This is a genomic window from Klebsiella sp. (assembly GCF_027492335.1).
Taxonomy (GTDB): Bacteria; Pseudomonadota; Gammaproteobacteria; order Enterobacterales; family Enterobacteriaceae; genus Klebsiella; species Klebsiella huaxiensis.
Map to the genome: position 1 here is coordinate 1 of NZ_JAPUEW010000063.1, position 21,380 is coordinate 21,380.

Genomic DNA, 21,380 nt, shown 5'->3' on the forward strand with positions numbered 1-21,380 from the left:
GCCCCTGAATCGACCGACCGGAGCCTTTTAGCAGTCCGTCTCCGGTGGGCGCAAAGGCGATGACCGGACGATGAAAACGCTCTTTGATGCGTGAAGCCAGGATGCCGACCACGCCCTGATGCCACTGCGGGTGGTACATTGCCAGCCCGCCGGGCAGCGTCTCGCTGCTGCGTTCCAGCTTTTCGCACAAGGTCAGCGCTTCCGCCTGCATTCCCTGTTCTATCTCTTTACGCGTCTGATTTAGCGCATCAAGTTCATTCGCCAGCATTCGCGCTTCGCCGGTGTTGTCACACAGCAGCAGCGCCACACCAACGGACATATCGTCCAGCCTTCCAGCCGCGTTTAGACGCGGGCCGAGAGCAAAGCCGAGATCGCTTGCCGCCAGCTTTTGCGGGTCGCGGTTAGCGATTTCCAGCAGCGCTTTAATCCCCGGACGGCATTTCCCCGCCCGAATACGGCTTAGCCCCTGCCAGGTCAGAATACGGTTGTTGGCATCCAGCGGAACGACGTCCGCCACGGTACCCAGCGCCACCAGGTCGAGTAAATCAGCCAGATTCGGTGGCGTAATACCGCGTTCCTCAAACCAGCCTTTATCACGCAGGAAGGTGCGCAGCGCCAGCATCAGATAAAAGGCCACGCCAACTCCGGCCAGCGATTTCGACGGGAACTCGCAGTCACGCAGGTTAGGGTTAATGATTGCTTCCGCTGCAGGCAGCGTATCTCCCGGCAGGTGGTGATCGGTCACCAGCACCGGAATACCCAGCGCATGAGCATGATCGACGCCAGCGTGGGACGAAATGCCGTTATCAACGGTCATAATCATCTGCGCGCCGCGGGCGTGAGCCTGATCGACCACTTCCGGACTTAGGCCATAACCGTCTTCAAAGCGATTAGGGACCAGGTAAGAGACGTTTCCGTAGCCCAGCGCGCGCAAGGCAAGCACGCTCAACGCCGTACTGGTGGCGCCGTCGGCGTCAAAATCGCCAACCACCACGATGTGCAGTTGTTGCTTAAATGCGCCATAGAGCATTTCTACCGCTTTTTCGACGCCGGTCAGTTGCGCCCACGGCAGCATGCCTTTCACGCCGCGTTCCAGCTCCTGCGCACTGCGCACGCCCCGGCTGGCGTACAGCCGTTGCAGGAGCGGAGGAAGGTCTGGAGGTAAGTCGACGCCGTCAGCCGCCTCCCGGCGGCGTAGTTGTATCTGTTGTTTCACGCGAATCAGTTACCGCTTGTCTGTTTTTGATGCTCATCAAGGAGCGCTTTCAGGTCTTTAGGATCGCGATAGCCCGGCATAAGGGTCCCGTCGCTCAGCACCATCGCCGGGGTGCCGTTAACACCAAGCTGCACGCCGAGTGTGTAGTGTTTAGCGATATCGACATCGCAGCTGGCAGCCTCTACGGCTTTGCCACTCATGGCGTTATCCAGCGCTTTGTTAGGATCTTTGGCGCACCAGATAGCCTTCATATTCTGCTCAGCTTCGCTTTGCAGTCCCTGGCGCGGGAAGGCCAGGTAGCGCACGGTGATGCCCAGTGCGTTGTAGTCGCTCATCTGCTCGTGCAGCTTGTGACAATAGCCACAGGTAATGTCGGTGAAGACGGTGATGACGTGTTTTTCCTGCGGCGCTTTGTAGACAATCATCTCTTTTTCCAGCGCGTTGAGCTTACCGGCCAACAGCGTGTTGGTGACGTTCACCGGGCGCGCGCCGCTAACATCGTACATCGGGCCCTGGATGATGTGCTTACCATCATCAGTGACGTACAGCACGCCGCTATCCGTCAACACGGTGCTGATGCCCTTGACCGGCGAAGACTGCACGTCCGTGCTCTGCACACCCAGCTTAGCCAGCAGCTGTTTAATCGCCGCGCTATCGGCATGTGCTGCACCGGATAAGGTGGTCGCCAGCAGGGTGAACATCAGTAAACCTTTTTTCATACTCAATCCTTTTTATTCAGCACTCACGCACGAGGGTGATGCTGTTGATGAAGTTGTCGCAGACGCTCGGTCGCCACGTGGGTGTAGATCTGCGTCGTGGAGAGATCGCTGTGTCCTAACAGCATCTGCACCACGCGTAAGTCTGCGCCATGGTTAAGTAAATGCGTAGCGAACGCATGGCGCAACACGTGCGGGGAGAGCTTGTCGCTGTCAATCCCCGCCAGTACGGCATAGTGCTTAATCCGATGCCAGAACGTCTGGCGCGTCATCTGCTGCGCACGCTGGCTGGGAAAAAGCACATCGGACGCCACGCCGTTCAGCAGCCAGGGACGCCCGTACTCAAGATAATTCTCAACCCACAGTACCGCCTCTTCGCCTAACGGTACCAGTCGTTCTTTATTGCCTTTACCAATCACGCGCACAACGCCCTGGCGCAGGCTGATGTCGCTCATGGTCAGACCCACCAGTTCTGAGACGCGCAGACCCGTCGCGTACAGTACTTCCAGCATCGCTTTATCGCGCAGCTCCAGCGGTTGTTCAACCACCGGAGCCTGCAGCAGGCGCTCGACCTGAGCCTCGCTCAGATCCTTCGGCAACCTCTGCGGCAGCTTTGGCGATGCCAACAGCGCGCTGGGGTCGTCCTGGCGGATTTTCTCCCGATAAAGATGCTGGAAGAAGCGGCGTACGGCGCTTAGCAAGCGTGCGGTGCTGGTGGCTTTATAGCCGCCGGTTTGCCGCTCCGCCAACAGAGACTGAAGGTCTTCACCGCTGACGCTGGCAAGCGACAGCTCGCGATGATGCAGCCATTCGACCACCATCGTCAGGTCCCGACGGTAGGCGCTTAGCGTGTTCTCCGCCAGATTACGCTCCAGCCATAAAGCATCGAGAAACTGCTCGATTTGTGCGAGATCCTGTTCCACTCCGGCCTCTTTGCTTATTAAAACGGCGTCATTATACCCTAAATAATTCGGGTTGCAGGCTGGCGCAGCCTTTCTGGTAGACTAAGCACAAAGTCACAACAAGAATTGAGACATTTTTGCGATGAACATAGGTCTTTTTTACGGTTCCAGCACCTGCTATACCGAAATGGCAGCGGAAAAAATCCGCGATATCATCGGCCCTGAACTGGTGACGCTGCACAACCTGAAAGATGATTCCCCTGCCCTGATGACGCAATATGACGTGCTGATCCTCGGCATTCCAACCTGGGATTTCGGTGAAATCCAGGAAGATTGGGAGGCCGTCTGGCAACAACTCGATACGCTGGATCTGCAAGATAAGATCGTCGCGCTATACGGTATGGGCGATCAGTTAGGCTACGGCGAATGGTTCCTTGATGCGTTGGGTATGCTGCACGACAAGCTGGCAACCAAAGGCGTGAAATTCATCGGCTATTGGCCAACCGAAGGCTATGAGTTTACCAGTCCGAAACCGGTTATCGCTGACGGGCAGCTGTTTGTTGGGCTGGCGCTGGATGAAACTAACCAGTACGACCTGAGCGATGAACGCATCCAGAACTGGTGCGAGCAAATCCTCGGCGAAATGGCTGAGCAGTTCGCCTGAGGCTTGACTTAATCTTGCGCCGATTTCTGTAACACCAGTCGGCGCAGGTCGCGCCACTCTCCCGCGTCCATACTATCTGCCGCAACCCACAGATGCTGGGTACGGAGGTTTTTTGTATCCCGCAGACGCAACAGCATTCCGCTATTGATCACCCATGGGGTACCGACGATTTCCCACTCCGCTTTTTGCCAGCGCAGTCGGGAGTCCATCAGCAGTTTTATTTCGCCCTGACGGGCGTGAATCCGCCTCTGGCTGCGCACGCAATCAAACACCACCAGCGACAGCAGTATCAGCCATAACGGGGTGTAGCTGAGCGGCCAGGGCATCAGCAGCACGAGTGCCGCCACAACGCCGTGCAGCAGCAGTGAGAACCACTGCGCTCGCCATGAGATGCGTAAATCAGATTGCCACAGGACCACGTTCCCGATTCCGTATCTGAATTAATTTTACCATCCGTTGCATTTCCGCATCAGCCGGTTCGCCATGGTTCATTAACCAGTTGAACAGATCCGGATCGTCGTTTTCCAGCAGGCGGATGAACAACAGCTTGTCGCCATCGCTGAGCGTATCGTACTCGTACTCAAAAAACGGCATGATGGAGATATCGAGTTCACGCATCCCCCGGCGACACGCCCAGTGGATACGAGCTTTATTGTTAATATCCATGTTTACTTCCTACTTATAAATATTTCTTAGTTTAACCCGTTTTCGCCACTGACTTCACAGGAATATCAAGATTCGCGAGCGCGCCTCCATGAAAACCCTAAAATAATCAGGTCTTTCATTATTTCCTGCGGTCTAGCTTCCCGCCATTGAGGGCACAAATGGCTTGCCGAAAGCGCTTGCATTGCACTCTAGCTCTTTTACCATTAGTCACACACTCTGCGTTAAGCTATTCGGGATATGACTATGGCTTTTACACCTTTTCCTCCGCGTCAGCCTTCCTCTTGCGCGCGTCTGCCGTTAACGCTGATGACGCTGGATGACTGGGCGCTGGCGACGATTACCGGTGCGGATGGCGAAAAATATCTGCAAGGGCAGATTACCGCTGATATCAGTCAACTGACCAACGAGCAGCACCTTCTTGCCGCGCATTGCGATGCTAAAGGCAAGATGTGGAGCAACCTGCGCGTTTTCCGTCGTAACGAGGGGTTTGCGTGGATTGAACGCCGCAGCCTGCGCGACGCGCAATTGACTGAACTGAAAAAATACGCGGTGTTCTCTAAAGTGACGATCGCCGCTGATGATGAACTGGTGCTGCTGGGCGTCGCCGGTTTCCAGGCTCGTGCCGCGCTGGCACCGCTGTTTAGCGAACTGCCGAATGCCGACAAACAGGTTGTCAGTGAAGTATCCACCAGCCTGCTGTGGTTTGAGCATCCGGCCGAGCGTTTCCTGCTGGTGACCGATGAGACAACCGCCACCCGCGTCACCGAGGCCTTGCGCGGTGAAGCACAGCTTAACAACAGCCAGCAGTGGCTAGCGCTGAATATTGAAGCCGGACTGCCGGTTATCGACAGCGCCAACAGCGCACAGTTTATTCCGCAAGCGACTAACCTTCAGGCATTGGGCGGCATCAGCTTTAAGAAAGGCTGCTACACCGGTCAGGAAATGGTTGCCCGCGCAAAATTCCGCGGTGCCAACAAGCGTGCTCTGTGGTCCCTGGCGGGGAAAGCCAGCCGCGTGCCGGAAGCCGGGGAGGACCTTGAGCTGAAAATGGGTGAAAACTGGCGCCGTACCGGTACCGTTTTAGCCGCCGTGCAGTTAGACGATGGTCGCCTGCTGGTGCAGGCGGTGATGAATAACGATATGGAGCCCGATAGCGTATTCCGTGTGCGCGATGATGCCGGTAGCCTGAGCATCGAACCGCTGCCGTATTCGCTGGAAGAAGGTTAAGCCTCAATTAAGCCGTCTCCCCGGAGGCGGCGCAATGCGCCTGTCCGGGCTACCCGACAGCAGACGGCTGTGAACTTGTAGCCGGCCATATAGTAACCCCGCCGGGGAATCTCCCGAAAACAATACCGCATCCCGTCATCTCTCAACGGCCATGTCCGTCTTTGAGCTAATGCACCATCTCTGGCCCCAGGCCACTTTCTTGCATAGCAGAATAGTGTATGTTCTGAACAATCATTTATTTCTTAAGCGGTAAAGAGAATGAGACGGATTGAGGTAATACAGGGAGAGCTGGCGCGGCTGACGAGCGGCTTGAGTCTTGCGGATTTAGCGCAGGAGACGGCGTTTACGGCAGAAGCCATCGGCTTTAACCTTGGGCTGGCGCGTAACTCAGTGAGTAAAGATCTCAATCAGTTGTGGAGCGACGGTTTGGTCATTAAGAGCCGTGGCCGTCCGGTGTTCTTCCTGCACCGTCAAGCGGTGGAAACGCTACTGGGACGCACGCTGGAGGAGTCCGAGCGTGAAGTGCGCACAGTTGCCGATCTGCTCCCCCATCAGGAAGATCACTCGACTGATGACCCCTTTAGTGGCCTGATTGGTTATGACCGTAGTCTGCGTGACGCGGTGGAAAAAGGTCGCGCTGCGGTACTTTATCCCCACGGGTTGCATGTACTGTTGACCGGCCCTTCCGGCGTTGGCAAAACCTTCTTTGCCGAACTGATGCATCGCTTTGCCTGCGAACATGCAACGGGAACTACGCCGCCGCTGGTCTACTTTAACTGTGCAGAATATGCCCATAACCCGGAACTGCTCTCCTCGCACCTGTTTGGTCATCGACAGGGAGCATTTACCGGAGCAAACGAGAATAAACCCGGTTTGGTTGAACAGGCCGACGGCGGCTATCTACTACTCGATGAGGTCCACCGTCTGCCGTATGAAGGGCAGGAAAAGCTATTCTCCATTCTCGACAAAGGCCAGTATCGCCCGCTCGGCTCGAGCGCCACTGCGCGCTCAATTTCAGTACGCCTGATTTGTGCGACGACTGAACCGGTCAGCTCGGCGCTGCTGCGCACCTTCCAGCGGCGTATTCAGGTCTGCATCGATCTGCCCGGTATTCGCCAGCGCTCGGTGGAAGAGCAGGTTGAATTGATTGTCGGCTTCTTACAGCGTGAGAGCCGTAAAATCGAGCGCACAATAAGCATCGACAAAACGCTGCTGCTCTGGCTGTTAAATAAACCGCTGGAAGGCAATATTGGCCAGCTCAAGAGTGATATTCAGTTCCTGTGTGCCCAGGCGTGGGCATCAGGGATGACGGAGCATAGCGATACGCTACAGTTGGATAAACGGCTGGCGGAGATGCCGTTTAACGCCGCGCCGGAGCAGCGTCTGCTGGTCGATACGCTATTTGACGGTAAAGAGCGGCTAAGTGTTGATGCGCGCACGCTGCCGGCGTTGAAAACCTCGCTGGCAACGGGAGCGGAGATTGAAGAGAGCGATCTGTTTTACAGCTTCCTGACCCGTGAATACGTCAATCTGCGCAACAGCAACGTCCCGCCAGCTGAAACGCTGGCAATCCTGAAAAATAAGCTCAGTTCAATTTTTGAATATGGTCTCTACAGCCGCGACAATATTGCCCATCCGCCGCGCTATGGCGATCAGATTGAGGAGCGCGTGACGCTGCTGATTGGCTGCGTGGAGCAGGTGCTTACGTTTACGCTGCCAGAAAACCTGGTGAATCCACTGCGTAAGCACTTTCTGGCACTGATTGGCTACGTGCAGCGTGGTCTTATCCCGCAGCTTTACTCCTCCAGCCTGATCCTCGACCGCTGTAAAGATGAATACGACAACGCCACGCTGCTGTGTCGAAAAATCAACGAACTACTGCATATCCAGTGCCCGGCGACGGAAGTGGTCTGGCTATGCCTGTTCCTGAAAGAGTGCCGCCATTACCGTCAGCGCATCGACGCCAGCCCGGACTGCGGGGTGATTTTGATTGCCCATGGTTCGACGACAGCCACCAGCCAGGCGCAGTACGTGAACCGGGTGCTAGAGCGCGAGCTGTTTAGCGCCATCGACATGCCGTTTGAGCAGTCGGTGCATGATACCCTCGAAACGTTAATCCAGATGATCCAGGCCCGACGCTGGCAGCGGCTGATATTGATGGTAGATATCGGTTCACTGATTCATTTTGGCAGTACGATCAGCAAGTTATTTCAGATTGACGTCCTGCTGATGCCCAATATCACTCTGACCAGCCTGCTGGAGTTAGGGCTGGATTTAAGCTATGAAACCAGTGAGTTACCACAGCTGGCGGCGTTAATGCAGAGTAAAGATATCCCCTGCCAGCTCTGCACGCCGCAGCAGGAGAACGGCGGCAAAGTGCTGGTGATCTCCTGCATTACCGGTATGGGCACAGCGGAGAAAATCAAAAAGGTGCTGGAGGAAAGCTTTGGCGAACTGATGTCACAGGACACGCGGATGGTGATCCTCGACTACAACGAGGTGCGCAGTCTGGAGCGGGTCCAGCAGGCGATTAACCCCAGCGAACGGCTGGCGGGAATTGTCGGCACCTTCCAACCCGGCCTGCCGGATATTCCGTTTATCTCACTGGAAGAATTGTTCTCCGAACAGGGGCCGGAGCTGGTGCTAAGCCTGCTGACACCGGATCTCTCAAGCAGTGAACGCCGCCTGGAGATGGAGCGCAGCGCGATGCGTTTTATCAGCGCGCTAACCATGGAAAGCATCATCAACCATATTTCGGTGCTCAATCCTCAGCGCATTCTCAAAGAGATGGAAGGCGTGCTCAACCATCTGACCTCCTCACTTTCGCTGAAACCGAGCCGCCAGGTGACACTGCGCTTCCTGATCCACTGCTGCTGTATGGTCGAGCGTATCGTGATCAACCGCAAACCGTTACAGATGTCGCTGGAGAACAAGCCCGATCTGGATGCCCGGGCGTTTAGTGTCATTAAATCCGCCTTCCTGCCGATCGAAGAGGCTTATGCCATCCGTTTATCCGACGCGGAATATTTTTATATCTACGAACTATTGTATCGCTAACTCCTTATCTGGCGTGGCTCTGCGCCTCGCCAGCCTTCTCTTCTCCCCCATGTGACACAAATTCTGGCACAGCCTTTGCTCTTACTACGTGTGTAAACGTAATAGAGCCAGGAGGCCATTTTGACTACCACTGAACCCTTGTCCCAGATCCTGCTGCTGACGCATGGCGGCTGGGGGCAACAGCTTTGCAACAGCCTGTGCATGGTGACGGGCGAAATCAAAGGCGTGACGGAAATTGCGCTGATGCCCGTCGATACGCTGGGCGAATTTTACCAGCGTGTCGAAGCCGTTGTGAAAACCATGCCTGAAGGCTCACTCATTCTGACCGATTTTGTTGGCGGTACCACCTCAAACGTGGCGGCGCGACTGAGTGCGGATTATCCGGTGGCGGTGGTTTCCGGGCTAAATGCCTCGCTGTTGCTGGAGGCGCTGGACAGGCGTGAAGAGGGGCCGCTCTCTGCCTGCGTGGCCGACCTGGTGGAAGCCGCACGCAGCAGCTGTCTGGACGTTGTCGCCCACGTTCGTCAATTACAACAACCAAAATAAGGGAAAAATATTATGGCTAACATCGTGTTATGTCGCATTGACAGCCGTCTGATTCATGGACAAGTGGTGACAAAGTGGGTCGGACAATCTCAGGCCAACCGGATTGCGGTGGTCAGTGATGAGCTGGACGCCGATCCGTTTATGAAAAACATCTATCTGATGGCCGCACCGCCAAACATTAAAGTGGATTGCTACAGCAATCAGAGCTTTGCGGCATCGTGGAAAGAAAATCAGCTTGGCGATGGCAACGTGCTGGTGCTGTTCCCTTCTCTGGCGGCGATTCAGGAAGCCGTACAGCTGGGGTTTGATGTCTCCGCTATTCAGGTGGGTGGTTTAGGCGGCGGGCCGAACCGCAAAGTCGTTTTCCAGAACATCACGCTGGATGAAAAAGACGTTGGCATTCTTAACGAACTGAAAAGTCGCGGGATTAAGGCAGTATTCCAGACCATTCCGGAAGATAAGCCGCAGTCTCTGGACGATATCCTGAAAAAATTCTAACCATTTAACATACACAAAATCATTCTGGATGCATCGAGGCGGCAACTGAGTGAATTCCCTTGAGCTTACTAAAGTAAGTGACTGGGGTGAGCGAAGGTAGCCAACAAAGAGGCAGCCTGAAGGATGAAGTGTATAGGAAAATATTATGGATACTTTAGTCTTTGCAAGCCTGATGGGATTGTATTACTGGTTTGCCCGATTACGCCTTGGCTACACCTTCTCCGCCATGCTGCTTCAGCCGGTGGTTATCGCCGTCTTCGTCGGCTTGCTGCTCGGCAATATGCAAACGGCAATGATTATTGGTGCGGGCATGCAGCTCGTCTATCTCGGCGTAACTTCGACGCCGGGCGGTAACGTGCCGTCGGACCCGGCGCTGGCCGCCTGTATTGCTATTCCCATTGCCGTGAAGGCCGGGATGGATCCGAACCTGGCAATAGCGCTGGCGATTCCGTTTGGCGTTATCGGCGTATTCCTCGACCAGTTGCGTCGTACGCTGAACGCCGCCTGGGTACATATGGCGGATAAACATGCGGAAACGGCGAATATGGCGGGCATTATGCGCTGCGCCTTCCTCTACCCGGCGCTGCTTGGGCTGGTACTGCGCTTCCCGGTGGTATTTGCCGCCAACTATTTCGGCCAGAACGTGGTGGAAAGTTTCCTCAAGCTGATGCCGCACTGGCTGACCCACTCCTTTGAAATCATGGGCGGGATCCTCCCAGCGCTGGGCTTCGCCATCACCATTATGGTGATCGGTAAAAAGAGCCTGTTGCCATGGTTTATTGGTGGATTCTTCGCGGTGCTCTATCTGAAGGTAGACATCATGGCGATGGCCATCTTCGGCACCTGCGTGGCCTTCCTGATTAAAGGCCTGGCGAAAAATGAAGGAGCAGCATGATGAGCAGCGACGTAATGCAGAATGAACTGGTCGAACGCGCACGAGTAAGCGGCACGCTGACCAAAGCCGATATCACCAAAGCCTGGTTTATCTACTGGTTGGGTGCGGAAGTTTCCAGCTCCTATGAGCGTCTGCAAAGCCTGATTTTCTGCGCCTCGATGACGCCGATCATCAAAAAGCTCTATCCGCAAAAGGAGGAGCAGGTGGAAGCGCTAAAACGCCATCTGAACTTCTTCAACTCGGAACAGACCTTTGGTGCGGTGATTCAGGGGATCTCCATAGCAATGGAGGAGCAAAAAACTCGCGGAGAGCCGATTAGCGACGCCTCGATCACCGGGATTAAAACCGGCCTGATGGGGCCGCTGGCCGGGATGGGCGATTCCATTATCTGGGCCGCCGTGATGCCGCTGTTGATTGCTATTTTTATTCCGTTCGCCGCCAACGGCAGCGCAATGGGCGGTATTGTGCCCTTAATTCTCTATCCGGCGATTACGCTGGCGATCAGCTACGGCATGGTTCATAAAGGCTACACGCTGGGTCGTGACTCAATAATCGGCCTGCTGCAAGGGGGGCGAATTAAAGAACTGATCTACGGCGCGAACGTGCTGGGTTTGATCATGATGGGCGCGCTTTCTGCGAGCTACGTCAAAATCACCACGCCGTTAAAAATCAGCGCCCTGAAAGGCTCTGAGGTGGTCGTCCAGCAGATCCTTGACTCCATCGCTCCGGGCCTGCTGCCGCTGGCAGCGGTATTCGCGGTCTACTTCTACCTGCTGAAGAAAGGGCCGCGTTACACCACCATTTTGCTATCGATTGTCGCGCTGAGCGTGGTCTGTTCGCTGCTGGGAGTACTGTAAGCCATGACGCAGAACATCTATCAACAGCTGGGGCTAAAGCAGGTTATTAACGCCTGCGGCAAGATGACGATTCTGGGCGTCTCCAGCGTCGCGCCACAGGTGATGCTGGCCACGGCTCGGGCGGCTTCAGCCTTTGTGGAAATCGACAGACTGGTGGACCGTACTGGCGAGCTGGTTTCCCGCTTTACCGGCGCTGAGGACAGTTACGTCACTTCCTGCGCCTCGGCGGGCATCGCCATTGCCGTCGCCGCCGCCATTACTCGTGGTGACCAGGCCAGAGTCACGCAGATACCGGACAGCTCCGGTATGGCCAACGAAGTCGTGATGCTGCGTGGGCATAACGTCGACTACGGTGCGCCGATTACCAGCGCCATTCGCCTCGGCGGCGGGCGTGTGGTGGAGGTGGGTTCGAGCAACCTGGCGGCCCGCTGGCAACTGGAGAGCGCGATTACTGACAACACCGCCGCGCTGCTGTATGTGAAATCACACCACTGCGTGCAGAAAGGGATGTTGAGCATTGAAGACTTTGTGCAGGTCGCACAGGTTCGCAACCTGCCGCTGATTATTGATGCCGCCGCCGAGGAGGATTTGCACGCCTGGGTGGCGAGCGGAGCGGATATGGTTGTCTACAGCGGGGCAAAGGCCTTTAACGCGCCCACCTCCGGGTTTATCACCGGTAAGAAACCGTGGATCGCTGCCTGTAAAGCACAGCACCACGGCATAGCCAGGGCGATGAAAATCGGTAAGGAGAATATGGTTGGGCTGGTGTACGCACTGGAAAATTATCATCAGGAGCAGGCGGTAGTGACTGCCGAACAACTGCAGCCAGTGGCGGAGGCAATTTCCGCGATTCGCGGGCTGAGCGCCGATATTGAGCAGGATGAAGCAGGGCGCGCCATCTGGCGTATTCGTATCCGGGTGAATGCGCAGGCGTTAGGTATTGACGCCCGTGAAGTGGAAGCGCAACTGCGCGGCGGCGATATCGCCATTTATGCCCGACGCTATAACCTTCATCAGGGCGTATTTAGCCTTGATCCGCGGACGGTTGCAGAAGGGGAAATGGCATTAATCGTGGCGCGACTTAAGGAGATTGCAGACCATGCAGCAGATTAATTTTTATCGTCAACGTGTGGCGATCAACGTGCTGGCGAAAGATATTGCCAATGCCAGGGAAATCTATGATGCCGCAGATGGCCATGCGGTAATCGGCGTGCTCTCCGCGCAGTTTGCCTCAGTGGAAGACGGCGTTCAGGAGATCAAACGCTGGATGGCGGAGGTGCCGTCCATCTCCGTGGGGCTGGGAGCCGGGGATCCGGCGCAGTATTACAAGGCAGCGATGATCGCGTCGAAGGTACATCCGGCGCACGTCAACCAGACCTTTACCGGCTGCGGTTTCGCGGCAGGGGCACTGGCGGCGACGGGCGGCGAACAGACGCACATCAACGCGCTGGTCAGCCCGACGGGAACACCGGGCGAAGTGCTGATTTCAACAGGAGTCAGCAGTAGTCAGGGAACACCCGCCCGCGTTTCCTGCGATGCGGCGGTACGTATGATGCAGGATTCAGGGGCGCATGCGGCGAAGTTCTTTCCGATGGGCGGTGAGAAGTCGCTACCGGAGCTGTATGTGCTGGCGACAACCGCGGTGCGTAACGGCATGACGCTGATAGAACCAACCGGCGGAATCGATCTCGATAACTTTGGCATTATTTTGCAAAGCTGTCTGGAAGCAGGCGTACCTCGCGTGATGCCTCATGTTTACAGCTCGATAATCGACCCGCAAACCGGCAATACACGACCAGAAGATATCCGCAGATTAATGGATATCGTGAAAGCCGTAGTCTAAATAAAAAACACCAAGCCGTAGCCCTGGCAAGCAAGCCATCACCAACGGAGAATGTCCCGGAGGCGGCGCTGACGCGCCTGTCCGGGCTACCGGACAGCAGACGGCTGCGAACTTGTAACCCGGTCAACGCAGCACCACCGGAAAGATGGCCGCAGGGGATTGGGGACAGTGGAGATTCCCGGAGGCGGCGCTGGCACGCCTGTTCGGGTTACAAAACCACAGCCGGGAAGGCTTCCCGAAATTTAAACCTGCCCGACGTACAGATAAATCGCCAGGAAGTGGCAGACGCTGCCGCCCAATACAAAGCCGTGCCAGATTGCATGGTTGTATGGAATGCGCTTGCAGACGTAGAAAATCACCCCCAGCGAATAGACCACTCCGCCAACGGCCAGCAGCGTCACGCCGCCGACCGCCAGCTTAATCGCCAGTTGATAAACTACAATTAGCGACAGCCAGCCCATGGTCAGGTAGGTCACTAAAGAGAGGATCTTAAAGTGATGCGCGATGGTCAGCTTAAACAGGATCCCCAGCAGCGCCAGGCTCCAGATAACAATCATCAGCCCGCGCGATAGCGGTGAATTTAGCCCCACCAGCAGGAACGGCGTGTAGGTCCCGGCAATCAGCAGATAGATGGCACAGTGGTCGAATTTTTTCAGCCACAACTTAGCCCGCTGATGCGGAATCGCGTGATAGAGAGTGGAGGCGAGGAACAGCAAAATCATGCTGCCACCGTACAGGCTGTAGCTGGTGATAGCCGTTGCGCCAGCGTTGCTATCTACCGCCTGCACCAACAACAACACCAGACCGACGATACCAAACACCAGCCCGATCCCGTGGCTGATGCTGTTGGCAATTTCCTCTGCCAGAGAATATCCCTGAGTGATTAATGGTTTGCGAACCATATTTGACTCCGAAAACAAGTACGCTTTTTGTGCTCACTTAGGTTAACTGAGAATGATTCCAGTGAACACCTGTTAGCTAAAATAAAAAGATGAATATTTATGAACACTATAAAATCATAGTGTTACAGTTAAATTTCAACTAACAGTCGTTCACTATTTTATTAAAGCGTTTCGAATTCAATGACATAAAACTGCTGTTCACCCGGATAGATCTCCGCAATCACGTCTCGTAGTTGCGTCAGCGTCATATTCTCCTGCTGCGCATGCAGATCGGTCAGCGTCTCCAGGGTTACCGTTGAAGTCGCCACTACGCGGATGGTGCAAAAATAGCCGTTATCTTCGTAGCGGCCAACGCGCAGGATATCGCCCACTTTAAAGTGCGATTCGGCAGCATCGCGGATAGTAATGGTTTTACGCCCGGCAAGGATGTCGTCCTGAAAGCGCTGAAAAAAGGTAATGTCATTCTGCTGCATGATATAATTCCGTCCTGGTCATTATGAATTGTGAGTTTGCCACTGTGAGTATCTTCTCCCACGCTGCTATCGCCAGTCTCAACAATCTTGAGATGATGGTCTATCACTACGTTATTAAGAATCGTGACAAAGTGATGTATATGACCATCCGCGAACTGGCGGAAGCCGTCGGAGTCTCTACGACAACCGTCCTGCGCTTCTGCCGTAAGCTGCAGTGCGAAGGCTACTCAGAGTTTCGCGTACGCTTTAAATTATATCTGGAGCAGAATGAGCCTCAACAGGCAAATATCGGTGCCAGTGAAATAATGAGCTTTTTCAAAAGCGTCAATAACGATGAATTTGATGACTTACTGGAACAGGCCGTCGATATTATTCTCTCTTCTGAGCGTATTATTTTCGTTGGCGCGGGGACTTCCGGCGCATTGGCGAAATATGGTGCCCGCTTCTTTTCTAACGTTGGGAAATTCAGCAATCATATCGATGACCCTTATTTCCCGGTCACCAATGATATGGCGCGCAATGCACTGGCGATCGTGCTGTCGGTCTCCGGTGAAACCGAAGAGATCCTGCGTTTCGCCAGCCAGTTCAGCCTGCATCGCTGCAAAGTGATGTCCATCACCAGCCACGAACACTCGCGACTGGCAAAGCTTGCGGACTTTAATCTCTCATGGCACGTCCCGCAAACGCGCATCGGCGGCGTCTACGATATTACGACGCAGATCCCGGTTATTTATATTCTTGAAAGCCTCGGGCGTAAATTAGCGCGTAAACTCGCCTGAAAATAACACCCTGTTTTTTCGATGTAACAAATTCCACAACTGGCAAATTGTTATATCGTGACATTTATATCCCCTTTGCTAGACTCGAAACCAACAAGTAATTATGACGAGATCAGCAAAGATGAAAAAAATACCTTTACCGAAAGACTTTTTATGGGGTGGCGCGGTAGCTGCGCACCAGGTTGAAGGCGGCTGGAATAAAGACGGCAAAGGCCCAAGCATCTGTGATGTGCTGACCGGTGGCGCGCACGGCGTACCACGCGAGATAACCCAGCAGGTTGAGCCGGGTAAATACTACCCGAACCACGAAGCCATCGACTTCCACGGCCACTACAAAGAAGACATCAAGCTGTTTGCCGAGATGGGCTTTAAGTGCTTCCGTACCTCTATCGCCTGGACCCGCATCTTCCCGTTAGGCGACGAAACCCAGCCGAATGAAGAAGGCCTGAAGTTTTACGATGACATGTTCGATGAACTGTTAAAGTACAACATCGAGCCAGTTATCACCCTTTCCCACTTTGAAATGCCGCTGCATCTGGTTCAACAATACGGTGGCTGGACCAACCGCAAAGTGGTCGATTTCTTTGTGCGCTTCGCCGAGGTGGTCTTCGAGCGCTATAAGCACAAAGTGAAATACTGGATGACCTTTAACGAGATCAATAACCAGCGTAACTGGCGCGCGCCGCTGTTTGGCTACTGCTGCTCTGGCGTGGTCTATACCGAGCATGAAAACCCGGAAGAGACCATGTATCAGGTGCTACACCACCAGTTCATGGCCAGCGCGCTGGCGGTAAAAGCAGCACGTCAAATCAACCCGGATATGCAGGTTGGCTGCATGCTGGCGATGGTCGCCCTCTATCCGTTCTCCTGTAAGCCGGAAGACGTGATGTTCGCTCAGGAGTCAATGCGCGAGCGCTACGTCTTTACCGACGTTCAGCTACGCGGTTACTACCCAAGCTACGTCCTGAACGAGTGGGAACGTCGCGGTTTCAATATCAAAATGGAAGACGGCGATGCGCAGATCCTGCGTGAAGGCACCTGCGCTTACCTCGGATTCAGCTACTACATGACCAACGCGGTGAAAGCGGAAGGTGGCACCGGCGACGCGATTTCTGGCTTTGAAGGCAGCGTACCGAACCCGCACGTCAAAGCATCCGACTGGGGCTGGCAGATTGATCCGGTGGGCCTGCGCTATGCTCTGTGTGAACTGTATGAACGCTATCAGAAACCGCTGTTCATTGTGGAAAACGGCTTCGGAGCTTACGACAAAGTAGAAGAAGACGGCAGCATCAACGACGACTACCGTATCGACTACCTGCGTGCGCACGTCGAAGAGATGATCAAAGCGGTGACCTATGACGGCGTGGAACTGATGGGCTACACCCCGTGGGGGTGCATCGACTGCGTCTCCTTCACCACCGGCCAGTACAGCAAACGTTACGGCTTTATCTACGTCAATAAACACGACGACGGCACCGGCGATATGTCGCGCTCGCGTAAGAAAAGTTTCAACTGGTACAAAGAGGTTATCGCCAGCAACGGTGAAAAACTGTAATGCTTCTGCCCTCTCCCGGTCGGGAGGGGGCAAAAAACCCAACGATTACGACACTTCTTTACAGCATTAACATTGCCAAAACGCTTTCGCCCGATAAGATAGGCCACGTGAATAATTGAGGCGATCATGATCAAGCGACAACGCAAAGCCATCCTTCTTGTAGCCCTTGCCTGTCTGGTGGTGCTGATATGCACCGCGCAGCGTATGGCCGGGATGCATGCGCTTGTCATGAATGCGACTACCGCCACTCAATTGGTACTGCAGGGTCAAAGTAATAGCGATGAGCCGGTGACGCCCTGCGAACTGAGCGCCAAATCGCTGATGGCCGTTCCGCCGATGCTGTTCGAAGGCGCGCTATTTGCCATCGCCCTGCTGCTGGCGGTGCTGGCGGCAAGCCCTGCGCGTATTGAGCGCCTCTGGCCTCCCCGCGAAATTTCACCTCCCCGGTTACGGGTACATCTCCGATTATGTGTTTTCCGTGAATGAGCACTGGCCTGACGGTTCAGGTTAATCATTCATTTACGGAGAAAATTTATGCTTATGGTATTCAGGCGACTACTGGTCTGCCTGCTTTGGCTATGGCTGCCCGTCAGTCAGGCCGCCGACAGCGGCTGGTTACGCGCCGCCGATAATCAACACGCCAGCGTCAGGCTGCGCGCGGAAAATGAGAGCAGCGGCGAAACGCGCCTGCTGCTGGACGTCGCGCTGGAAAAGGGCTGGAAAACCTACTGGCGCTCGCCGGGTGAGGGGGGAATTGCTCCAGCAATAACCTGGTCAAAACCACTTGATGTCAGTTGGCACTGGCCAACGCCGCAGCGCTTTGACGTCGCCGGAATTTCTACTCAGGGCTATCACGGCAACGTCAGTTTCCCACTGGAGATTCGCGGCCCGCTGCCGGAAACCCTGCGCGGCGTGCTGACGCTATCCACCTGTAGCAACGTCTGTATTCTCACCGACTATCCCTTCTCGCTGGATATGACCTCCCCCGCTGGAAGCGATTTTCGCTACGACTTCACCCGGGCGATGGGCACTCTGCCGCTGACGGACGGCCTGACCTCGCAGCGTAGCGCCAGCTATATCAGCGGTAAGTTAACGGTCACCGCCGTTCGCGAAGCAGGCTGGCAGCAGCCTTCGCTATTTATCGACAGTATGGATGACGTGGATTTCGGCAAGCCCGCCTTCGCCATCAAGGGGAAAACGCTTATCGCCACGCTGCCGGTCACCGATAGCTGGGGCGATGCTGCGCCAAACCTCAGCGGTAAGACTTTGTCGCTGGTGCTTACCGAGGGCGGTCAGGCCGAGGAGAGCCGGGTTGCCATTGTTCAGGGGACCGCCGCACCGGAGTTGTCTCTGTGGTGGGTGCTGCTGATGGCGCTGGCCGGGGGCCTGATCCTCAACGTGATGCCCTGCGTGCTGCCGGTACTGGCCATGAAGCTGGGCACGCTGGTGCAAAGCGCTAACCAGCAGCGCGGGGTAATAAGACGCCAGTTCCTGGCATCCGTTGGCGGGATTATCGCCTCTTTCCTCGTTTTGGCGCTGATGATGACCCTGTTAAGGCTGGGCAATCAGGCGCTGGGCTGGGGCATTCAGTTCCAGAATCCGTGGTTTATCGGTGCGATGGCGCTGGTGATGGTGCTGTTCAGCGCCAGCCTGATGGGGCTGTTTGAGTTTCGCCTCTCCTCTAACACCAGTACGTTTCTCGCCACCCGCGGCGGCAGCGGTTTATTGGGCCACTTCTGGCAAGGGGCATTCGCCACGCTTCTCGCAACGCCGTGTACCGCGCCGTTTCTCGGTACTGCCGTATCGGTGGCGCTCGTTGCGCCACTGCCGCTGCTGTGGGGGATCTTCTTCGCGATGGGTCTGGGAATGAGCCTGCCGTGGTTGCTGATTGTCGCCTGGCCCGGTTTCGCCCGACATCTTCCTCGCCCAGGCCGTTGGATGAACCGCGTTCGGGTCATTCTCGGGCTGATGATGCTCGCCTCGTCGCTGTGGCTGGTAAGCCTGCTGACGGTGCACATAGGCCGTCTGCCGGTGCTCGCACTGTTGGTGATTCTGGCTCTCGTTCTGCTGCTGGCGACGGCCTGGCGCTACCGCTGGCGTACGGCGCTACAGGCCGCAGCGCTAGCCCTGGTGATTGCGGTCGCGGTTGCTTTGATTTCACCACCGGAAGGCCAGGGTTCGCGCCGCGATCGCGTCAACTGGCAACCGCTCAGTGAACAGGCGATTGCCGACGCGCTGGCGAATCATCAGCGAGTGTTTGTCGATGTAACCGCCGACTGGTGCGTGACCTGTAAAGCCAATAAATACAACGTATTGCTTCGTGATGAGGTGCAGGAGGCGCTCTCAGCCCCGGATGTGGTGGCGCTGCGCGGCGACTGGAGTCGACCGTCGGACACCATTAGCCAGTTTCTGACCGCTCGCGGCAGCGCCGCCGTACCGTTCAATCAGGTTTATGGACCGGCGTTACCGCAGGGCCAGACGCTGCCTGCGCTATTAAATCGAGAAGAGCTTCTCGCCACCCTATCCGCTGCGAAAGGAAAATAATCATGAGAATCATCACCGCATTACTGCTGCTGTGCATAGCAACATTTAGCATGGCCGCGCCGGAATCGTCCACCGATGACCAGCTCGCCAGGCTGCTGTTTAACGATCCCTTAAGCCCGCGTATGGGAGCCAAAGAGCCGAAACTGACCATCGTCTCATTCACGGATTACAACTGCCCTTACTGCAAGCAGTTCGACCCAATGCTGGAGAAAATCGTCCATGATAATCCTGACGTTTTACTGATTGTGAAGCTACTGCCGTTTAAGGGGCAAAGTTCGGTCAACGCCGCAAAAGCCGCGCTCTCAACCTGGCAGCAGCAGCCAGATAAGTTTTGGGCGCTGCATCAGCGGCTAATGGCGAAAAAGGGCTATCACGATGATGTCAGCATTCACGCCGCGCAGCAGAAGACCGCCACTGACGGGGTGAAGATCGATGAGAAAACCATGGAGTCGCTGAAGATGAACCTGATTTTATCGCAGGTGCTGAATATTCAGGGCACACCGGCCACCATTATCGGCGACGAGATGGTAGCGGGCGCAATCCCCGAGGCAGATCTGGAGGCGCTGGTGAAAGAACAGCTGGCGAAAGCGGATGCACAGTAAATTAACGCGCTGGCTGCGCGAGGGGATCGTCTTGCTATTGATTGGGGTGGGGATAAGCCTGGCGGTGGATTACATACGTAAACCCGCATTGCCGCAAAATTTCACCAGCACGCCGCTGCAAACCCTTGATGGTCGGACGATCGATCTGGCGGCGATGAGCCACGAACGTCCGCTGCTGCTGTACGTCTGGGCCACATGGTGCGGCGTATGTCGTTACACCACGCCATCGGTGGCCGCATTGGCTGACGATGGCGGTAACGTTATAACCGTGGCGCTGCGCTCCGGCGATAACGCCGCCCTGGAGAAATGGCTGGTGCATAAAAAGATGGCGTTACCGACGATCAACGACGCCAGCGGTCAGCTCTCACGGCAGTGGGATGTGCAGGTGACGCCAACTCTGGTCGTAATTTCGCGCGGCGAGGTGAAGTCGGTTACCAGCGGCTGGACCAGCGGTTGGGGGATGCGCCTGCGGCTGTGGATGGCGTCGTAGCGCATCTCCCCCGCTCGCAGAGCTACGGGTCGATGCGGTCTGAACGTCTGGTAACCCGGAAATTCACAGTGTAATGGATCACAAAACTCCCGGTGGCGCTGCGCTGACCGGGCTACAAGTTCACAGTTGTCTGCGAGCGGGTAGCCCGGACAGGTGCGCAGCGCCGCCTCCGGGAAGGCGTTGTGGATTATCTTCCGCCCGCCAGCTCCAGAAAGCTGCCGGTTACGTAGGAGGCTTTGTCGCTCAGCAGCCAGGCAATGGCCTGGGCGACCTCTTCCGGCTGACCGCCGCGCTGCATCGGCAGCATCGACTTCATGCGATCCACGCGCCCCGGTTCACCGCCGCTGGCATGCATTTCAGTATAAATTAGGCCAGGACGAACCCCGTTGACCCGAATTCCCTGTGCCGCAACTTCCAGCGACAGGCCAGTAGTCAGGGTATCTACCGCGCCTTTTGACGCGGCATAATCCACATATTCCCCCGGTGCGCCCAGGCGCGAGGCCGCTGATGAAACGTTAACAATCGCCCCACCCTTACCGCCGTGCTTGTGCGACATCCGCTTTACCGCCTCCCGGCAGCAAAGAAAATAGCCAGTGACGTTGGTCGCCAGTACCCGGTTAATCCGCTCGGCGCAAAGGCTTTCAATCGTCCCCTGGGTAAACAAAATGCCAGCGTTATTGACCAGCGCCGAGAGCGGTTCGCCAAGGCGATCGACAGCCTCAAACATCGCCACCACCTGCGTTTCATCACTGACGTCCGCTTGCAGCGCAACGGCCTTTCCCCCGCTGGCGAGAATCTCTTTCACCACGCCGGTCGCAGCTTCACTGTTCTGGTGATAATTCACCACCACGGTATAACCTTCCTGCGCCAGCAGCAGCGCCGTCGCTTTACCTATTCCGCGGCTGCCGCCCGTCACTAATGCTATCGTCATGCCATTCCCCCAAAAAA

23 protein-coding genes are annotated in these 21,380 nt (G+C 55.8%); 15 read left to right on the top strand and 8 right to left on the bottom strand.

All coding sequences use genetic code 11. The annotated features are described in order from the left end of the window. The 3 genes from recJ to xerD form a co-directional block, all read right to left on the bottom strand. A partial coding sequence (gene recJ / locus QVF11_RS18685) for a single-stranded-DNA-specific exonuclease RecJ (RefSeq protein WP_287858658.1) occupies positions 1-1,216 on the bottom strand: 1,216 nt, incomplete at its 3' end. 5 nt (positions 1,217-1,221) lie between these two features. Continuing rightward, positions 1,222-1,935, bottom strand: a complete 714-nt coding sequence (gene dsbC / locus QVF11_RS18690; protein ID WP_112216525.1) for a bifunctional protein-disulfide isomerase/oxidoreductase DsbC — start codon at positions 1,933-1,935, stop codon at positions 1,222-1,224. A gap of 23 nt (positions 1,936-1,958) precedes the next feature. Then, entirely contained in the window at positions 1,959-2,855 is an 897-nt protein-coding gene (gene xerD, locus QVF11_RS18695) for a site-specific tyrosine recombinase XerD (RefSeq protein WP_112216526.1), read from the bottom strand. A 121-nt stretch (positions 2,856-2,976) separates the two neighbouring features. On the opposite strand from xerD, the gene fldB reads away from it, so the two are divergent. After that, positions 2,977-3,498, top strand: coding sequence for a flavodoxin FldB (gene fldB, locus QVF11_RS18700; RefSeq protein WP_112216527.1), 522 nt, complete (start codon positions 2,977-2,979; stop codon positions 3,496-3,498). Positions 3,499-3,506: 8 nt separating this feature from the next. Here fldB and QVF11_RS18705 read toward each other — a convergent pair whose 3' ends face one another. After that, complete coding sequence (locus QVF11_RS18705; protein WP_287858660.1) at positions 3,507-3,917, bottom strand: protein YgfX; 411 nt, start codon at positions 3,915-3,917, stop codon at positions 3,507-3,509. Beyond that, the gene (gene sdhE / locus QVF11_RS18710) at positions 3,898-4,164 is read right to left on the bottom strand and encodes an FAD assembly factor SdhE (RefSeq protein ID WP_112216528.1); all 267 of its coding nucleotides are present in this window, start codon (positions 4,162-4,164) and stop codon (positions 3,898-3,900) included. The genes QVF11_RS18705 and sdhE overlap by 20 nt, the downstream gene beginning before the upstream one ends. A gap of 243 nt (positions 4,165-4,407) precedes the next feature. Here sdhE and ygfZ point away from each other — a divergent pair, with 243 nt between their 5' ends. From ygfZ to dagF, 8 genes are all read left to right on the top strand, one after another. After that, positions 4,408-5,391, top strand: coding sequence for a tRNA-modifying protein YgfZ (gene ygfZ / locus QVF11_RS18715; RefSeq protein ID WP_287858662.1), 984 nt, complete (start codon positions 4,408-4,410; stop codon positions 5,389-5,391). A gap of 258 nt (positions 5,392-5,649) precedes the next feature. Next, positions 5,650-8,448 (top strand): transcriptional regulator DagR, encoded by a 2,799-nt coding sequence (dagR, locus tag QVF11_RS18720; protein WP_287858663.1) that lies wholly within the window; start codon positions 5,650-5,652, stop codon positions 8,446-8,448. A 120-nt stretch (positions 8,449-8,568) separates the two neighbouring features. Beyond that, positions 8,569-8,994, top strand: coding sequence for a PTS sugar transporter subunit IIA (locus QVF11_RS18725; protein ID WP_181484937.1), 426 nt, complete (start codon positions 8,569-8,571; stop codon positions 8,992-8,994). A gap of 12 nt (positions 8,995-9,006) precedes the next feature. Continuing rightward, complete coding sequence (locus QVF11_RS18730; RefSeq protein ID WP_110276707.1) at positions 9,007-9,492, top strand: PTS system mannose/fructose/N-acetylgalactosamine-transporter subunit IIB; 486 nt, start codon at positions 9,007-9,009, stop codon at positions 9,490-9,492. Between the two features lie 145 nt (positions 9,493-9,637). Continuing rightward, positions 9,638-10,387 carry a PTS mannose/fructose/sorbose/N-acetylgalactosamine transporter subunit IIC gene (locus QVF11_RS18735; protein ID WP_110276708.1) on the top strand — a complete coding sequence of 250 codons (750 nt, stop codon included), beginning with the start codon at positions 9,638-9,640 and terminating at the stop codon, positions 10,385-10,387. Continuing rightward, complete coding sequence (locus QVF11_RS18740; RefSeq protein ID WP_167492726.1) at positions 10,384-11,244, top strand: PTS system mannose/fructose/sorbose family transporter subunit IID; 861 nt, start codon at positions 10,384-10,386, stop codon at positions 11,242-11,244. Before QVF11_RS18735 ends, QVF11_RS18740 begins: the two co-directional genes overlap by 4 nt. Before the next feature lie 3 nt (positions 11,245-11,247). Further along, positions 11,248-12,357: a D-glucosaminate-6-phosphate ammonia lyase gene (gene dgaE, locus QVF11_RS18745; protein ID WP_287858666.1), complete on the top strand. Its 1,110-nt coding sequence runs from the start codon at positions 11,248-11,250 to the stop codon at positions 12,355-12,357. Continuing rightward, positions 12,344-13,087, top strand: coding sequence for a 2-dehydro-3-deoxy-phosphogluconate aldolase (dagF, locus tag QVF11_RS18750; RefSeq protein ID WP_287858668.1), 744 nt, complete (start codon positions 12,344-12,346; stop codon positions 13,085-13,087). Before dgaE ends, dagF begins: the two co-directional genes overlap by 14 nt. A gap of 242 nt (positions 13,088-13,329) precedes the next feature. On the opposite strand, the gene trhA is transcribed toward dagF, so the two are convergent. After that, positions 13,330-13,989, bottom strand: coding sequence for a PAQR family membrane homeostasis protein TrhA (gene trhA / locus QVF11_RS18755; protein ID WP_287858669.1), 660 nt, complete (start codon positions 13,987-13,989; stop codon positions 13,330-13,332). A 161-nt stretch (positions 13,990-14,150) separates the two neighbouring features. Then, positions 14,151-14,462 carry a N(4)-acetylcytidine aminohydrolase gene (yqfB, locus tag QVF11_RS18760; RefSeq protein ID WP_110276712.1) on the bottom strand — a complete coding sequence of 104 codons (312 nt, stop codon included), beginning with the start codon at positions 14,460-14,462 and terminating at the stop codon, positions 14,151-14,153. 50 nt (positions 14,463-14,512) lie between these two features. Between yqfB and QVF11_RS18765 the strand changes: the two genes are divergently transcribed. The 6 genes from QVF11_RS18765 to QVF11_RS18790 all read left to right on the top strand — a co-directional run bounded on the left by QVF11_RS18765 (position 14,513) and on the right by QVF11_RS18790 (position 20,432). Next, a complete protein-coding gene (locus tag QVF11_RS18765) occupies positions 14,513-15,241 on the top strand; it encodes a MurR/RpiR family transcriptional regulator (protein ID WP_110276749.1) in 729 nt (242 codons plus the stop codon). A gap of 121 nt (positions 15,242-15,362) precedes the next feature. Beyond that, the gene (gene bglA, locus QVF11_RS18770) at positions 15,363-16,796 is read left to right on the top strand and encodes a 6-phospho-beta-glucosidase BglA (RefSeq protein ID WP_287858671.1); all 1,434 of its coding nucleotides are present in this window, start codon (positions 15,363-15,365) and stop codon (positions 16,794-16,796) included. 126 nt (positions 16,797-16,922) lie between these two features. Next, on the top strand, positions 16,923-17,282 hold the full coding sequence (locus QVF11_RS18775) for a copper resistance protein (RefSeq protein ID WP_287858672.1): 360 nt from the start codon (positions 16,923-16,925) through the stop codon (positions 17,280-17,282). 48 nt (positions 17,283-17,330) lie between these two features. Then, a complete protein-coding gene (locus tag QVF11_RS18780; RefSeq protein ID WP_287858673.1) occupies positions 17,331-19,340 on the top strand; it encodes a protein-disulfide reductase DsbD family protein in 2,010 nt (669 codons plus the stop codon). 2 nt (positions 19,341-19,342) lie between these two features. After that, complete coding sequence (locus tag QVF11_RS18785; protein ID WP_110276717.1) at positions 19,343-19,942, top strand: DsbA family protein; 600 nt, start codon at positions 19,343-19,345, stop codon at positions 19,940-19,942. Beyond that, positions 19,932-20,432, top strand: a complete 501-nt coding sequence (locus QVF11_RS18790) for a protein disulfide oxidoreductase (RefSeq protein WP_287858674.1) — start codon at positions 19,932-19,934, stop codon at positions 20,430-20,432. The genes QVF11_RS18785 and QVF11_RS18790 overlap by 11 nt, the downstream gene beginning before the upstream one ends. A gap of 187 nt (positions 20,433-20,619) precedes the next feature. On the opposite strand, the gene QVF11_RS18795 is transcribed toward QVF11_RS18790, so the two are convergent. After that, positions 20,620-21,363 carry an SDR family oxidoreductase gene (locus QVF11_RS18795; RefSeq protein WP_287858676.1) on the bottom strand — a complete coding sequence of 248 codons (744 nt, stop codon included), beginning with the start codon at positions 21,361-21,363 and terminating at the stop codon, positions 20,620-20,622. Between the last annotated feature and the right edge of the window lie 17 nt (positions 21,364-21,380).

Excerpts from the sequence above, each read along its gene's own strand:
- dsbC (WP_112216525.1), bottom strand. The coding sequence starts at position 1,935 with ATGAAAAAAGGTTTACTGATGTTCACCCTGCTGGCGACCACCTTATCC.
- fldB (WP_112216527.1), top strand. The coding sequence starts at position 2,977 with ATGAACATAGGTCTTTTTTACGGTTCCAGCACCTGCTATACCGAAATG.
- sdhE (WP_112216528.1), bottom strand. The coding sequence starts at position 4,164 with ATGGATATTAACAATAAAGCTCGTATCCACTGGGCGTGTCGCCGGGGG.
- ygfZ (WP_287858662.1), top strand. The coding sequence starts at position 4,408 with ATGGCTTTTACACCTTTTCCTCCGCGTCAGCCTTCCTCTTGCGCGCGT.
- dagR (WP_287858663.1), top strand. The coding sequence starts at position 5,650 with ATGAGACGGATTGAGGTAATACAGGGAGAGCTGGCGCGGCTGACGAGC.
- QVF11_RS18730 (WP_110276707.1), top strand. The coding sequence starts at position 9,007 with ATGGCTAACATCGTGTTATGTCGCATTGACAGCCGTCTGATTCATGGA.
- QVF11_RS18735 (WP_110276708.1), top strand. The coding sequence starts at position 9,638 with ATGGATACTTTAGTCTTTGCAAGCCTGATGGGATTGTATTACTGGTTT.
- QVF11_RS18740 (WP_167492726.1), top strand. The coding sequence starts at position 10,384 with ATGATGAGCAGCGACGTAATGCAGAATGAACTGGTCGAACGCGCACGA.
- dgaE (WP_287858666.1), top strand. The coding sequence starts at position 11,248 with ATGACGCAGAACATCTATCAACAGCTGGGGCTAAAGCAGGTTATTAAC.
- dagF (WP_287858668.1), top strand. The coding sequence starts at position 12,344 with ATGCAGCAGATTAATTTTTATCGTCAACGTGTGGCGATCAACGTGCTG.
- trhA (WP_287858669.1), bottom strand. The coding sequence starts at position 13,989 with ATGGTTCGCAAACCATTAATCACTCAGGGATATTCTCTGGCAGAGGAA.
- yqfB (WP_110276712.1), bottom strand. The coding sequence starts at position 14,462 with ATGCAGCAGAATGACATTACCTTTTTTCAGCGCTTTCAGGACGACATC.
- bglA (WP_287858671.1), top strand. The coding sequence starts at position 15,363 with ATGAAAAAAATACCTTTACCGAAAGACTTTTTATGGGGTGGCGCGGTA.
- QVF11_RS18775 (WP_287858672.1), top strand. The coding sequence starts at position 16,923 with ATGATCAAGCGACAACGCAAAGCCATCCTTCTTGTAGCCCTTGCCTGT.
- QVF11_RS18780 (WP_287858673.1), top strand. The coding sequence starts at position 17,331 with ATGCTTATGGTATTCAGGCGACTACTGGTCTGCCTGCTTTGGCTATGG.
- QVF11_RS18785 (WP_110276717.1), top strand. The coding sequence starts at position 19,343 with ATGAGAATCATCACCGCATTACTGCTGCTGTGCATAGCAACATTTAGC.
- QVF11_RS18790 (WP_287858674.1), top strand. The coding sequence starts at position 19,932 with ATGCACAGTAAATTAACGCGCTGGCTGCGCGAGGGGATCGTCTTGCTA.
- QVF11_RS18795 (WP_287858676.1), bottom strand. The coding sequence starts at position 21,363 with ATGACGATAGCATTAGTGACGGGCGGCAGCCGCGGAATAGGTAAAGCG.